12 protein-coding genes are annotated in these 15,343 nt (G+C 42.7%); 8 read left to right on the top strand and 4 right to left on the bottom strand.

Going from position 1 to position 15,343, the window contains the following annotated elements:
- Positions 1 to 263 (top strand): hypothetical protein (locus ABWO12_RS07850; RefSeq protein ID WP_353088200.1); only part of this gene is annotated, 263 nt, incomplete at its 5' end.
- 29 nt (positions 264 to 292) lie between these two features.
- Here the strand turns inward: ABWO12_RS07850 and odhB are convergent.
- Complete coding sequence (gene odhB, locus ABWO12_RS07845; RefSeq protein ID WP_353088198.1) at positions 293 to 1,525, bottom strand: 2-oxoglutarate dehydrogenase complex dihydrolipoyllysine-residue succinyltransferase; 1,233 nt, start codon at positions 1,523 to 1,525, stop codon at positions 293 to 295.
- A gap of 153 nt (positions 1,526 to 1,678) precedes the next feature.
- Positions 1,679 to 4,456 (bottom strand): 2-oxoglutarate dehydrogenase E1 component, encoded by a 2,778-nt coding sequence (locus ABWO12_RS07840; protein ID WP_353088197.1) that lies wholly within the window; start codon positions 4,454 to 4,456, stop codon positions 1,679 to 1,681.
- A 117-nt stretch (positions 4,457 to 4,573) separates the two neighbouring features.
- Here ABWO12_RS07840 and ABWO12_RS07835 point away from each other — a divergent pair, with 117 nt between their 5' ends.
- Positions 4,574 to 5,101 (top strand): hypothetical protein, encoded by a 528-nt coding sequence (locus tag ABWO12_RS07835; protein ID WP_353088195.1) that lies wholly within the window; start codon positions 4,574 to 4,576, stop codon positions 5,099 to 5,101.
- On the opposite strand, the gene ABWO12_RS07830 is transcribed toward ABWO12_RS07835, so the two are convergent.
- Positions 5,098 to 5,451 carry a hypothetical protein gene (locus tag ABWO12_RS07830; protein ID WP_353088194.1) on the bottom strand — a complete coding sequence of 118 codons (354 nt, stop codon included), beginning with the start codon at positions 5,449 to 5,451 and terminating at the stop codon, positions 5,098 to 5,100. The two genes, ABWO12_RS07835 and ABWO12_RS07830, sit on opposite strands and share 4 nt — an antisense overlap.
- A gap of 3 nt (positions 5,452 to 5,454) precedes the next feature.
- The gene (locus ABWO12_RS07825; protein ID WP_073360783.1) at positions 5,455 to 6,429 is read right to left on the bottom strand and encodes a polyprenyl synthetase family protein; all 975 of its coding nucleotides are present in this window, start codon (positions 6,427 to 6,429) and stop codon (positions 5,455 to 5,457) included.
- A gap of 160 nt (positions 6,430 to 6,589) precedes the next feature.
- Between ABWO12_RS07825 and ABWO12_RS07820 the strand changes: the two genes are divergently transcribed.
- The 6 genes from ABWO12_RS07820 to ABWO12_RS07795 all read left to right on the top strand — a co-directional run bounded on the left by ABWO12_RS07820 (position 6,590) and on the right by ABWO12_RS07795 (position 15,331).
- Positions 6,590 to 7,864 (top strand): NAD(P)/FAD-dependent oxidoreductase, encoded by a 1,275-nt coding sequence (locus tag ABWO12_RS07820; RefSeq protein ID WP_353088192.1) that lies wholly within the window; start codon positions 6,590 to 6,592, stop codon positions 7,862 to 7,864.
- Between the two features lie 86 nt (positions 7,865 to 7,950).
- On the top strand, positions 7,951 to 8,457 hold the full coding sequence (locus ABWO12_RS07815; protein ID WP_073360777.1) for a YceI family protein: 507 nt from the start codon (positions 7,951 to 7,953) through the stop codon (positions 8,455 to 8,457).
- Between the two features lie 9 nt (positions 8,458 to 8,466).
- Positions 8,467 to 9,060, top strand: coding sequence for a TetR/AcrR family transcriptional regulator (locus tag ABWO12_RS07810; protein WP_353088190.1), 594 nt, complete (start codon positions 8,467 to 8,469; stop codon positions 9,058 to 9,060).
- Positions 9,061 to 9,071: 11 nt separating this feature from the next.
- Positions 9,072 to 10,412 (top strand): TolC family protein, encoded by a 1,341-nt coding sequence (locus tag ABWO12_RS07805; RefSeq protein WP_353088188.1) that lies wholly within the window; start codon positions 9,072 to 9,074, stop codon positions 10,410 to 10,412.
- A gap of 15 nt (positions 10,413 to 10,427) precedes the next feature.
- Positions 10,428 to 11,573 carry an efflux RND transporter periplasmic adaptor subunit gene (locus ABWO12_RS07800; RefSeq protein ID WP_353088186.1) on the top strand — a complete coding sequence of 382 codons (1,146 nt, stop codon included), beginning with the start codon at positions 10,428 to 10,430 and terminating at the stop codon, positions 11,571 to 11,573.
- A 290-nt stretch (positions 11,574 to 11,863) separates the two neighbouring features.
- On the top strand, positions 11,864 to 15,331 hold the full coding sequence (locus ABWO12_RS07795; RefSeq protein ID WP_353088184.1) for an efflux RND transporter permease subunit: 3,468 nt from the start codon (positions 11,864 to 11,866) through the stop codon (positions 15,329 to 15,331).
- The last annotated feature ends 12 nt before the right edge of the window (positions 15,332 to 15,343 follow it).

Genomic DNA, 15,343 nt, shown 5'->3' with positions numbered 1-15,343 from the left:
TTGCTTTTTTGCATCATTCTGTTGGTTTGGGCGTGTCCCCGCCATTGACTATTTTTTTCTTATCAATCCACGGGGCGGGGTCGCGCTATCCGCAGTATCTGCCTTCCTTTTGTCCGGCAGGATACTTGCTCCTATCGCTCACGCAGCTGCAAAGAAAAGAAATTCTCTGCGATAAATTGCCGTTGCCTGTAAGTTGCTTTCCCCAAAGAATCAACACCAAAAAAAAATCCCAAACCTTTTGGGTTTGGGATTTTTACATATAGAGGCGCCTCATCCGAGGACGGTAGAAACCCTACAGCTCTAAAGCCTTCTTAGGGTTATTATTCATCAAAATCTCTACTGGATTTTCTAAAGCTTCTTTAACGGCCACCAAGAATCCAACCGACTCACGACCGTCGATAATACGGTGGTCATAGGATAAGGCTACGTACATTACGGGTGCAATCACGATTTGACCGTTGCGCACGATAGGACGTTCCACTACGTTGTGCATTCCTAAAATACCCGATTGCGGTGGATTGATAATTGGGGTACTCAACATACTTCCGAAAACCCCACCATTGGAAATAGTAAACGTTCCTCCCGTCATTTCATCAACGGTGATTTGACCGTCACGAGCACGAATGGCCAAACGTTTGATTTCAGCTTCTACTCCACGGAAGGATAAGGTTTCGGCATTACGAACCACGGGAACCATTAAGCCTTTGGGTCCGGAAACAGCCACAGAGATGTCACAGAAATCAAAAGAAACTTTCTCTTGTCCGTCGATCATCGAGTTCACATCGGGATATAATTGCAAGGCACGGGTTACCGCTTTGGTAAAGAACGACATAAAGCCTAATCCTAAACCATGTTTGTTTTTGAATTCATCTTTATATTGATCGCGCAACGCATAGATATTGGTCATATCCACTTCGTTGAACGTCGTCAACATAGCGGTTTCGTTTTTGGCAGACACTAAACGTTCGGCTACTTTACGACGCAACATCGATAATTTAGTACGTTCTGAACCGCGGTTACCCCCCGTTGGTGTTCCCATAGAAGGTACCGCATTGATGGCATCTTCTTTGGTGATGCGTCCGTCTTTACCAGTACCCACGATATCGGAAGGTTGGATGTTTTTTTCTTCTAAAATTTTACGCGCCGCTGGCGAAGGCGTTTGTGCGGCATAGGTTGCAGCCGGTGCGGGAGCTGGAGCCGGTGCAGGAGCTGCTTTGGGTGCTTCAGCCACTGGTTTTGCTTCTTCTTTGGCAGGAGCTGCTGCGGGAGCGCCACCTGCCGGTTTTGCAGCAGCAGTATCAATAAGGCAAACCACAGCGCCAACGGCAACTGCATCCCCTTCTGATGCTTTTAATGTGATAATTCCACTGGCCTCAGCCGGTAATTCCAAAGTGGCTTTGTCCGAGTCTACCTCAGCGATCGCTTGATCTTTCTCAACATAATCACCGTCTTGGACTAACCAGGTAGCGATTTCCACTTCTTTAATCGATTCGCCCGGAGAAGGCACTTTCATTTCTAAAATCATAATCCTTTAGTTTAAAAGTTTTGTCTTGTATGTGTTGTTCTTTAAGGGAACGTTATTGTTTGCAGGTTGCCCTAGCCCCGACCGAAGCAAGTATCCTTGCCATCCTGTAAGGTGGGAAGATACTGCGGAGTGCGGGAATAGCTCCTAAAAAAATTAGGAACGGAATAAATTTTTATCAAATACCATGCGGATCGCATCGGCGTGACGACGACGGTCACGGGTGTGACTACCGGCTGCTGGTGCGGCATAGGCTTTCAAGGAAGCCAAGCGCCAAGGTACTATATCAAAATTCATCAACATATAGCCGTAAGCTCCCATGTTTTTTGGTTCTTCCTGAGCCCAAACGTAATCATCGGCATTCGGATAAGAAGCGATGATTTCTTTCAATTGGTCAACAGGTAGTGGGAACAACTGTTCGATACGAACCAAAGCCACATCATTACGTCCTAAGTTTTCGCGTTCGGCCAAGATGTCGTAATAGAACTTACCGGTACAGAATACAACGGTTTTTACGTTTTTCTTATCCACGGTGTTATCGTCAATCGTTTCTTGGAAATGCCCTTTTGCCAATTCATCAACGGTGGAAACACACAACGGATGACGCAACAAACTCTTGGGGGAGAATACCACCAACGGTTTGCGGAATTTCGTTTTCATTTGACGACGCAACAAGTGGAAGAAGTTGGCCGGCGTGGTACAATCGGCAACATACATGTTGTGGCGCGCGCACAATTGTAAGTAGCGCTCCATACGTGCTGACGAGTGTTCGGCCCCTTGTCCTTCATAACCGTGGGGCAACAAAAGTACGATACCGTTTTGGTTGTTCCATTTGTCTTCGCCACAAGAAATGTATTGGTCAATCATGATTTGGGCCCCGTTGGAGAAATCTCCGAACTGCGCTTCCCAAATGGTCAAGGCATTGGGATTGGCTAAGGCATACCCGTAGTCAAATCCTAAAACACCGTATTCGGAAAGGAAGGAATTGAAAATATTGAATTTCCCCTTTTTCCCTTTCAAGGTGTCTAACAAAACAACTTCTTCTTCGCTGTCTTCCACCTTCACGACGGCATGACGGTGCGAGAAGGTGCCGCGCTCGACATCCTGACCCGAAATACGCACATCATAACCTTCTAGCAATAAGGTTCCGTAGGCCAAGGTTTCGGCCGTTCCCCAATCCAAGGTATTGTTATCGTACATGGTTTTACGATCGGAAACAATTTTTTGGATTTTGCTAATGAACTTTTTATCAGAGGGCAAGGTAGAAACCGTTTCGATAATTTGATCCAATTTCTTGCGGTCAAATTTGGTGTCAACACGCTTCAACATTTCATCATCGGAGACTTGTACGAAGCCTTTCCATTCGTCTTGCATGAACGGCGTGATGATGGTTTTATCTTTTTTGCGCGAGGCTTGGAGGTTTTCATCCAACTTCGCTTTGTAGTCATTTTCAATTTTGGTCAAATACGCCGCATCGACAATCCCTTGGGTAATTAATTTCTCGGCATAAATGTCACGGGGATTTTTGTGACGGGCGATAATTTTATACAACACGGGTTGCGTAAATCGCGGTTCGTCCCCTTCATTGTGTCCGTATTTACGGTAGCCCAACAAATCGATGAACACGTCGCGCTTGAATTGCATACGGAAATCGAGTGCAAACAACATAGCATGCACCACGGCTTCGGTATCATCCGCGTTCACGTGTAATACGGGAGACAACGTTACTTTGGCCACATCGGTACAATAGGTCGACGAACGGGCATCCAAATAATTGGTAGTAAAACCTACTTGGTTGTTGATTACAATGTGAATGGTTCCTCCTGTTTTGTACCCGTCGAGTTGCGACATTTGTACAATTTCATACACGATTCCTTGACCGGCTACCGCAGCATCACCATGTACGGCGATGGGTAATACTTTAGAGAAATCGTCGGCATAATATTTATCTTGTTTGGCACGGGTAATTCCTTCAATCACGGCCCCTACGGTTTCAAGGTGCGACGGATTGGGTGCCAAATTGATGTTGATTTTTTTGCCCGATTTGGTTTTGCGCTCAGCGGTCAAGCCCAAATGGTATTTTACATCGCCATCGAAATATTCTTTATCGTAATCTTTTCCGTCAAATTCAGAGAAAATGTCCTGAGTGGGTTTCCCAAAAATATTGGCCAACACGTTCAAACGACCGCGGTGAGCCATCCCCATAACAAACTGCTCCACGCCTTTTTCGGCGGCGGCATCAATGACAGCATCCAAACCGGGAATCAAACTTTCTCCCCCTTCTAGTGAGAATCGTTTTTGTCCAACATATTTGGTGTGTAAAAAGTTTTCAAAAGCTACGGCTTCGTTCAGTTTACCCAAGATGTGCTTTTTCTCCTCTGCCTTAAAATTGGGTAGATTATCGTTAATATTGAGACGGTCTTGAATCCACTGAATCACTTCGGGTGTACGCATGTACATATACTCAATACCGATGTGTTGACAGTACACATTTTTTAAATGCGCCAAAATCGCTTTTAAAGTGGTGGGTTGGTGACCCAAAGCGCGGGCGGCATCAAAAACGGTATCTAAATCAGATGTGGATAAACCAAAATTCTCGATGTCTAGATTGGGACTATAAACGCGGCGTTCCCGCACCGGATTGGTCTCGGTAAACAAGTGGCCGCGGGTACGATAGGCATCGATAAGTTTTAAGACATTAAACTCTTTTTGCAACTTCTCAGAGGTTGCTGCAGTTCCAGCATCACTGTTGCCATAAACGACCAATTGTTCTCCTGCATTATCCGTATCGCTGTAATGCTCCAAGGCAAAGTCAAATCCTTGGAAAAAAGCGCGCCAACTGGGCTCTACGCTATCGGGACTAACGAGGTATTGTTCGTATAAATCTGCAAAAAATTGCGTGTGTGCTGCATTTAAAAAGGAAAACCGATCCATGCTATAGTTGGGTATGTAGACTTGTTGTGTGAAAAATTAGGGCAAAAGTATGACATTTATAACAATCTTTCAATGTTTTTACTACATTTATGTCGCTATATAAATATATACCAAAACATGCGAAATAAAGTTGCTAAATTTTTAACAAAACCTTTACAAATACTGCTGTTTTTAACGCTAACCGTTTCAGTTTTTGCACAGGATAAAACGCCCTCTAAATTCTGGGATAAGGTGCAGTTTGGCGGTGGATTTGGATTGGCGATTGGAAGTGGATTTTCGAATTTTTCGGTGGCTCCGACTGCCTTGTATAACTTTAACAATTATTTAGCAACGGGTGTCGGACTTCAGTATAGTAGTTTGCGGGAGAGAAATAACTTTTCTTCACAAATGTATGGCGTCACTTGGATTGGCTTAGCGAACCCCATTGAAGAGGTGCAAATTTCTTTAGAACTGGAACAATTACGGGTCAATTTAAAGTCCGATTTCAACAACCTATCCGACAACTTCTGGAACACGGGTTTGTTCTTGGGAGCTGGGTACCGTGTGGATGGAGTGACTATCGGATTTCGGTACAATGTGCTATTTCGTGCCGATCAAGGTGTGTATGGAGATGCCTTTATGCCCTTTGTACGGGCGTTTTTTTAGTAATGCGCCCGAAACCACACTTTCATCCATTCGCGACGTAAAACCAAATACGCAATTTGTTCGGCCAATACGGCGGTGTCGGCACCATCGAGTTGCTTGAGGTTATCCTCGGGAACATCAATGATGTACAACAGATTAAGAAGTTCGGCATAGCGTTGTTGAAGAAGTCGATAGATTTTTTCGTGCAATTGAATTTTTAGCTCCTCTGGCGACGTTGAGGGATGAAAATCGACGGGTTCGTTGGCCAAATTAAAATCTTTATTGATTTGCTCCAGCAACTTCCCGTAGAGTTGAATGGATTCTGCTTCATGCAGCAATTGGTCGGTAGTGGCAGGAGCTTGAAAGGTCATGAATTATACGTTTCGATTCATCAATTTTTCCCCAAAAGCGCGCAACATGGCTTTCTTGTCTTCGTGGATATCCATTAGCGCCAGTGTTTCAAAAGATTTGAACGTGAAGTTTTTAATAGCCTCTTGCGTAGCCGCAGCAGCCCCGGTACTTACAAACAATTCCTTCACCGAATGGATTTTATCCGTATTATCTGCGGGTTGAATCGAAAAAAGATGCGCCAATTGCTCGCGTTCGCTGGGCGAAGCAAACTCCAGCGCTTTCAAATAGAGATAGGTTTTTTTATTTTCTATAATGTCACCTCCAACTTGTTTTCCGAAGGTGGCGGGATCCCCAAAAGCATCCAAATAATCGTCTTGCAATTGAAACGCGATGCCTAAATTTCGACCAAAATCATAAATCAAATTGGCATTTTCGGCAGAAGTTCCCGCCACGATCGCCCCCATTTTCAAAGCAGCCCCAACGAGTACAGCGGTTTTGTATTCAATCATTTTCAAATACGCATCCAACGTCACATCATCACGGGTTTCAAAATCGACATCGTATTGCTGTCCTTCACAGACTTCAATGGCTGTTTTGCTGAATAATTTAGCCAACTCACGAAAAACCTCAGGTTCGTATTCTTCAAAATGTTGGTACGCTAAAATCAGCATGGCATCCCCAGAGAGAATACCCGTATTGATATTCCATTTTTCATGTACCGTTTCATTCCCACGACGCAGCGGAGCATCGTCCATAATATCATCGTGTACCAATGAAAAATTGTGAAAAACCTCAACCGCAGTAGCGGCTGCCAACGCTTTTTTACAATCGCCATCAAACACATCCGTAGCCATCAAGGTGAGTACGGGGCGCATGCGTTTTCCGCCAAGAGATAAAATGTATTGAATAGGTTCGTATAAATTGCGAGGTTCTTTGATGACGGCAAGCGATTCAAAATAGTCGGCAATCAATTGTTGGTAAGAAGCGAGCGGCTGCATAAAATTTAAATTACTCCCGACAAAGCTAATGAATTTCAAAGCGATTCCTTCTACTCCACTTCAATTTCGAGCGTGTTAAATTAGCGTTAAGAACACGGAAACTATTTTAGTATTAAAAGTTTCCTCTTTACTTTTGTGCCGAATTTTTAATCGCCTACCCATGAAAAAGCATGTGGTTATTGTGGGCGGTGGCTTTGCGGGAATGAATGTTGCTCGCCAATTGGCCAACCATCCGCACCTTGACATCACCCTTGTAGATAAAAACAATTACAATTTTTTTCCACCCCTTTTGTACCAAGTGGCCACGGGATTTTTGGAGATTTCTTCTATCAGTTATCCTTTCCGAAAAATGTTTTCAGGAACACGGAACTTGAAATTTTGGATGGGCGAATTGCAATCCATAGCTTGGGAGAAAAATACCCTCTACTTGCACAACGGAAGTCTATCGTATGATTACTTGGTTTTGGCTACAGGAACAACAACTAATTTTTTTGGAATGGAAAACGTGCAACGTCATGCAATTCCGATGAAAACCTTAGAAGAAGCCTTAAACATGCGCAATTTGATGTTGCAACGGATCGAAAAAGCGGCCAACAGTCAGGACCCGCAAGAGCAACGTGAATTAATGACGATTGTGGTGACCGGCGGGGGGCCGACAGGTGTGGAATTGTCGGGAATGTTTGCCGAAATGAGCAAAACCATTATCGCGCAAGAATATCCCGAATTGGCGCATTTAACTCCTTCCAAAATTTACCTTATTGACGGGGGTTCGGAATTACTTTCTCCGATGAGTCCCCAAGCCCAAAAAGCCACCTTACAAGCCATCCAAGAATTGGGGGTTGAAGTGCGTTTAAACAGCCATGTGGTGGATTATGATGGGGAAACGGTAAGCTTGCGCGATGGCAGTACCCTTCGAGCGCGAAACCTGATTTGGGCCGCGGGTGTCACTGCCCGTCGTTTTGAAGGCTTGGATGAAAAAAGTTACGGTCGAGGGAATCGCTTGCGCGTGAATGCCTATCACATGGTGGAAGGCACCCCCAATGTGTATGCGCTTGGCGATACCGCTTTGATGGAAACCGATCCCGATTTCCCGAACGGCCATCCTCAAGTGGCTCAAGTCGCCATGCAACAAGGATGCAACTTTGCAAAAAATATTGTGCGCGAACTCAAAAACCAACCTCCTATTCCTTTTCATTACAACGATAAAGGTTCGATGGCCATCATTGGACGCAATAAGGCGGTGGTTGACTTGGTTCGTCCCAACTGGCATTTCAGTGGATTCTTGGCTTGGCTCACCTGGTTGTTGGTGCATTTGATGTCGCTATCCATGCCACGCAATAAAGTCAACACGCTCTACCATTGGGCTTTGGCGTATTTCAGTCGTAATTCCTCATTGCGGATGATCATTCGCCCCGACCGAACAAAAACACCTTAAAAAATGTTAATTTTCAGTTAAGAGCGCGGAAACTATTTTAGTATTAAAAGTTTCCTACATACTTTTGAACCGTTAAAAAAACTATCATGCATCCGAATACCCATTGGACCCTAGACCCAGAAGCTTCTGCAGTGGTGTTGAAACCCGCCCGCCGTGTGCGTAGGTACATCAACAGCACCTTACAGTCAGGAACAGGCTCTATCGTTTTGAACGCTAAAGAACTAACCGATGCGCAACTCGAATTTGATTTAGACCTTTCGGCGACCTCCGCTAAGGGAACCATCGCTTCGCATACATCGCCGCGTATCAGTTTTAAATCCTTGTCGTTTCAAAAAATTAATCCCAACATCAATTTTATCAAAGGCATTCTTACCCTTAACAATGTAAGTCGTATCGTGGAATTGGAATTAGTGCTCACCGATTTGACGCAAGAAAACGATGGGGAGAAAGCGTCTTTTGAAATATATGGCATTTTGAATAAACGCGAATTTGGGTGGAACAACAACGGCCCGATTCTTATCGATGGGTATCCGTTGGGACAAAATTTAACCTTAACGGCTCATATTGAATTTAAACACTATGCTGTCGCTTAATCGAATATCATGAAAGAGAAAATCATCAAAAAAGCAACCGAAATGTTTTTGAAGTTGGGCTTCAAAAGTGTAACGATGGATGACATTGCTTGTGAAATGTGTATTTCAAAAAAAACGATTTACAAGTATTTCAGCAACAAAGAAAAATTGATCGAGGAAGGTACCGAAGTCGTGCGTCAAAAAATTCATATGCTCATGGATGAAGTGGCCGCTCAAAACCACAATGCCATCGCTGAAAACTTTGAAATCCGAAAGATGTTTAAAGAAATGTTTCAATCGTTTGATCATTCGCCTGCCTATCAATTGAAAAAACATTATCCTGAAATCTATGAAATGATGATGGCCAATGAAATTCAAGATTGCAGTCAACTTTTTACCCAAAACATTGAAAAAGGAATCGCCGAAGGATTGTATCGCCCAGAGGTTGACATTGTTGCAGCTGTACAATTTTATTACACGCTAATTATTTCTATCAATGAAAACACCTTGTATGAAAAGGATGCTTCTGATTTGGAAGCCAAAGCTCTTGAATACCACACACGAGCCATTGCAACACCCACTGGTTTGGAAGAATTAGAACGACAATTAACCCTACATACTTAATCATCAATCCAATGAAAATCAGAATCTTTGCAGTCTTACTGCTGCTCCCTGTGCTGCTGAAGGCACAAGAACAGCCTCAAGCGTATGCTTTTACGCTCAAAGAGGCGATAGATCATGCCATTCAATACAACTATTCGGCCATCAATGCCAATCGCGATGTAGAAGCGGCAAAAAAGAAAAAATGGGAAACCACTACCATAGGATTACCTCAAATCAATGGAAATGTAAGTTACCAAGATAACTTTCGCCTCCAACAATCGTTAATTCCTGCTGAATTTTTTGGAGGACAACCCGGCGAATTTATTCCGGTGACCTTTGGTACAAAACACAATATGAATGCAGTGGTGACTTTATCACAATTGATTTTTGACGGTTCCTACCTGGTGGGATTACAATCGGCGAAGACCTATTTGAAAATATCCGAAAATGCTAAAGTCAAAACCAATCGCGAATTGCGTGAAATCGTCACGACAACCTACGGAAATGTGCTTTTGGCCGATGAGAGTATTCTTATTTTCGACCGCAACAAAGCGGCTTTAGAAAAAACCCTTTCAGACACCAGAGAAATCTATAAAAACGGTTTTGCCGAAGAAGAAAGTGTCGAACAATTACAGATTACTTTGGCCACGGTAAACAGTGCTTTAGAAAATGTAAAGCGTCAGAAACGAATTGCATTGGACATGTTGAAACTCGTTTTGGGCATCAACCTCGAAGACCAATTGACACTGAAAGACAAACTTGATTTTTTGACCCAAACCAATATGGATTTGGCCATTTTGAAAGAACAATTTGAAGTCAAAAACAATATCGATTACCAAATTGGACAAAACACCTTAACCAGTTCGGAATTGTTGTTAAAACTCGAAAAAAGTAGAGCCTTACCCTCTTTGGGAGCACAAGTCAACTTTGGTGCTAATACCTTTGGCAACCGCTTTACGATGTTCAACAGCGACCAATTATGGTTTAATTATTCCAATGTAGGATTGGGATTAACCGTGCCAATCTTTAGTAGTTTGGGGCGAAGTGCTCGTACTCAACAAGCTAAAATTGCTGTAGAACAATCGAAAACCCGTTTGACCGAGTTGGAACAAACCTTGAAACTTCAATTTGAAAAAGCCAAAAGCGATTATGAATTCTCTATGGAGCAATTGGGAACGTCCAAAAACAGCATGAATTTGGCAGAGCGCATTGAATCCAAAAATCAAATCAAATTCAAAGAAGGGTTGACCTCAAGTTTTGATTTGACGGATGCCCAGCGTCAATTATACAGCGCACAACAATCGTATTTGCAAGCCATGGTCGATGTCATCACCAAACGCGCAGCCTTAGAAAAATTACTCAGTAAAAACTAAATAAACTTTCCTTTCATGAAAAAATATATCACCCTCGTACTGACCACAGCCCTTTTGATTTCTTGTGGTCAAAAAGAAGCATCATCCGCTTCGATTGACGCCTTAATTGAAGGCAAAAAAGTAACCGAATTACAAGCAAAAAAATCGCAACTACAAGCGGATATCAACAAAATCGATGCCGCCTTGAGCGCCTTGAATGTCAAAGTGGATGAAGCATTGGTAGGCATTGCCACGGTAAAAGACACTCTTTTTACCCATTATCTTGAAGTACAAGGAAATGTTGACACCAAAGAAAACATCCTTATTCAACCGGAATTCAGCGGTACCCTAATCGCCTTGAATGTCAAAGCAGGTCAGCAAGTGAGTAAAGGACAAATCTTGGGTCGCGTTGACGATGCTGGATTAAGTCAGCAATTGGCGAGTTTGGAAAACCAATACGCTTTGGCCAAAACCAATTTCGACCGTCAGAAAAACCTATGGGACAAGAAAATTGGTTCTGAAATGCAATACTTACAAGCGCAAACCAACATGGTAACGGCCCAAAAAGGAGTCGCACAGTTAAAAGCACAATTGGCCAAAACCATTATTCGTGCTCCGTTCACGGGAACTATTGATGAAGTGTATGTTGAAAAAGGACAAGTGGTAGGTCCAGGCTCCCCACAAGGATTGATGCGTATTGTCAATGTAAGCAATATGTATGTGTCGACTACTGTCCCTGAAACGTATGTGGGCAAATTAAAAGTGGGTACTGAAGTTGATGTATTGCTCACATCCATCGGGAAAATGTACAAAGGGAAAGTGCGTCAAGTAGGTAAATTTATAAACCCTAACAACCGTAGCTTTGGCATTGAGGTTAGCGTACCCAACCCCCAAGGATTATTGCGTCCGAATCAGGTAGCCAAATTGCGCATCATTGATTATAACAACAAAAATGCGGTGGTTGTTCCTTCGAACGTGATTCAAAAAGATGCCGAAGGAAACAGCTATGTCTATACGGTGATCGATCGGGATGGGAAAACGGGTAAAGCCAAGAAAACCTTGGTGAAAACAGGACAATCTTCCGATAATTTGACCGAAATTCTGGAGGGCGTTAGCGCTGATGATGTGATTGTCACCGATGGAGTAAACACGATTTCAGATGGAATGAAGTTGAATTTTTAGTGGAACCCGTGTAAAAGTGTAAAAGTGTACAAGTGTATTCTTGTTTAAAATCAAAAAAGTATAAAAGCCAATTAATTCTAATAAAAGCCATAAAAAATGAAAGAATTTAATAATTATATCTAAAGATTTTTGTTGGATAACGGAAGAAAGTTACACTGATATTCGAGATAAAATCAGAGAACTTTCAGTAATGATTAATCATTTACATTCCGCTAAATTCAAAAGTTCATCAACGAAACATTTACACTTTTAAACTAATAAACAATTAACATAAACTCATAACAGTAAACATGAGCAAACATAACAAAGAATTTAGCATATCTAGTTGGGCGGTAGACAATCGCGTTACGGTTTACATTCTCACCTTCATCATCGTGGTGGCTGGAATCTACTCGTACATTACGATGCCGCGGGAGGATTTTCCAGAAATTATTGAAAATAAGGTCTATATTTCGTCCGTTTTCCCAGGGAACTCGGCCGAAGATGTGGAAAAATTGGTCATCAAACCCTTGGAAAAAGAGTTTAAAAACATCAGTGGAGTAAACAAAATCACCTCGAGCTCTTTTCAAGATTACGGAATGATTATTGTCGAATTTGACGATGAGATTGGCATTGAATTGGCCAAACAAAAAATCAAAGACAAAGTAGACAATGCCAAAGCCGATACCGATTGGCCCAACCTAGACAACGGAAGTAAGGTAGAACCGAATGTTTTTGAATTGAACATTTCAGAAGAAGTGCCGATTTTAAACATCAATCTGAAAGGAGATTATACCGCACAACAATTGAAAAAGTTTGGGGAAAAACTTCAAGATGACATCGAAGAAGTCCCCGAAGTTAAAAAGGTAGAGATTTTAGGGGTTGACGATAAAGAAGTGGAGATTGCGGTAGACATTTTCAAAATGACAGCAGCCCAAGTGAGCTTTGACGATATTCAAAGTACGGTCCGCAATGAAAACATGACCCTTTCAGGAGGGAACTTAATTTCGCAAGGGTCGCGCAACAACATTCGCATCATCGGAGAAATGAAAGATCCCGCCGAACTGAATGATATTATTGTAAAATCATTTGGCGGTTCGGTCTACCTAAAAGACATTGCTACTATTCGTTTTAAAGAAAAAGAGCGCACCACTTATGCCCGCGAAAAAGGGAAAGAAGTCGTGATGCTGAACGTGAAAAAACGCTCGGGCGAGAATATGATTTCGGCGATTGAACAAGCGCGTGAAAAAGTAACGGAAGCGCAAGCCAATTATTTGCCAAAAAATTTAACCATTGAGTTAACCAGCGACCAATCGTCTCGCGTTGAACACCAAGTAGATGAATTGTCCAACCACATCATTTTTGGAATCATCTTGGTGATGTTGGTATTGATGTTTACCATGGGCTTACGCAACTCGCTTTTCGTAGGGGCTGCCATTCCGCTTTCCATGTTTATTGCCTTTGCCTTGTTGGCCTCTATGGGAAAAACCTTAAATACGATGGTACTTTTCGGTTTGGTTATGGGACTCGGAATGCTCGTTGATGACGGAATCGTAGTGGTAGACAACGTGTTTGCCAATATGAAAAAAGGAGTGTCGCGCATTCAAGCGTCCAAATTGGGTATTGGCGAAATTGCATGGCCGGTAATCTCTTCGACAGCGACCACCCTGATGGCGTTTTTGCCTTTTGCCTTGTGGCCTGGCACGATGGGTAAATTTATGATTTACTTCCCGCTAACGCTATCGGTAACCTTGGGCGCCTCGTTGTTTGTCGCGATGGTTGTCAATGCAGCAATGACAGGAGGTTCGATGGATATTGAAGACCGAAATATCAAGCGAAAAGGATTGAAACGCAACTCCATCTTTATCGGATTGGGTGCTGTAATTTTTCTCATTGCAGGCTATACCACAGGAAGTGTTTTCTTGAAATCAATGGGACACATTGCCGTTTTGGTTCTGGGGATGATGTGGGCATACCATTTGAAAATTTACCAATGGACACAAGATTTTCAGCACAGCTTCTTTCCTAGAATGGAAGAAAAGTACAAGGTGTTTTTGGCAAAAATTCTCACCGGGAAACGCGCTTGGTATGCCTTTTTTGGAATCATTGGTATGTTGGTACTGTCGTTTGTGTTGTTGGGAATCTTTCCACGGAAAGTATTGTTCTTCCCCGATAATATTCCCAATCAAGTCATTACGTATATTGAATACCCACAAGGAACCGATATTGAGAAAACCAATAAAGCAACGCTATTTGTAGAAAAACAAATCATCGGCATTCTCAGCAAATACGTGGACACCCAAGAAAATAAAAACTTCTTGGCCGAATCCATTGTATCGCAAGTGGGTGTCGGTGCTGGAAATCCGAATGTAGATGCGGGCTCTGCCAATGAAACGCCCTACAAAGGAAAAGTAACCGTCAACTTTAGGGAGTTTAAATTTCGTCGGGGCATTAATACTGCCGATTTATTGGAGGAAATTCGTCGCTCGGTGAAAGGAATTCCTGGGGCAACGGTTACGGTTGAAAAAGATTCCAACGGACCTCCAGCAGGATACCCAATCAGTTTGGAACTTCGAGGAGAAGATTATGAAGCCATGCTTGCCGAAGCGCAAAAAATTATTGCCTACCTCAATGCTAAAAATATTGAAGGGATTGAAAAACTTCAAGTTGACATCAACAAAGACAGTCCCGAACTTGAAGTAAACGTCGATCGTGCCAACGCAGGAAGTTTGGGTATTTCAACCGGTCAACTCGGATTTACCTTACGTCGTTCGGTGTATGGGCAAGAAATTTCAACCTATAAAGAGGGCGACGATGACTACAATATTGTCATGCGGATGCAAGAAGACCAACGAAAAAATGAAAATATTTTATTCAATCAATCGTTGACCTTCCGCAATCCAAACGATGGTCAAATCATGCAGGTGCCAATTTCGGCAGTTTCAGACACCAAGAAAACAAACACCTTCAACATGATTAAGCGCAAAAATCACAAGCGCGTCATGACCATTTATTCTAATGTGTTGACCGGATACAATGCCGATGCCATCACCAAAGACATTGCCCAACAATTGGAAGGCTATCCATTTCCTAAAGACATTAATTATGGTTTCTCTGGGGTGCAAGAGGAACAGGGGAAAAACCAAGCGTTTTTGAATATTGCCTTCTTGTTGGCCATTGCGGGAATCACGTTGATTATCGTGTTACAGTTCAACTCCATCTCCAAAACAATGGTCATCTTGTTTACCGTATTGCTCAGTTTTAGCGGTGTATTCTATGGCTATGTAATTGCCAATATGGATTTCGTCATCCTGATGACCATGATGGGAATCATTTCGCTGGCAGGGATTGTGGTGAAAAATGGTATCGTACTTATGGACTTCTTCGTGTTGTTGATGGATCGAAAAGTGGAGGAAAAAGGAGTGGAAAGTCACGACTATTTAACCTTAGACGAAATCAAGGAAATCATTATAGAATCGGGTAAATCACGTCTGCGTCCCGTGTTGTTAACGGCTCTAACCGCTGTGTTGGGGTTAATTCCGCTCGCAATTGGATTGAACTTCAATTTCTTTACGTTGATTACTGAGTTGAATCCGCATATATTTATCGGAGGTGATAACGTTATTTTCTGGGGCCCATTGGCGTGGACCATCATCTTCGGACTCACCTATGCGACCATTCTTACCTTAGTAATTGTACCCGTGATGTTCTTCTTAGTAAAACGCATCAAATACGGTTTGCGTGATCGAAGAAAAGCACGCTTGGAAGCGGAAGCATAAAAAAAGGGACGT

This window comes from Flavobacterium sp., assembly GCF_040379285.1.
In the GTDB taxonomy this organism is placed as follows: domain Bacteria; phylum Bacteroidota; class Bacteroidia; order Flavobacteriales; family Flavobacteriaceae; genus Flavobacterium.
This window is presented reverse-complemented; position numbering and strand designations above follow the sequence as displayed.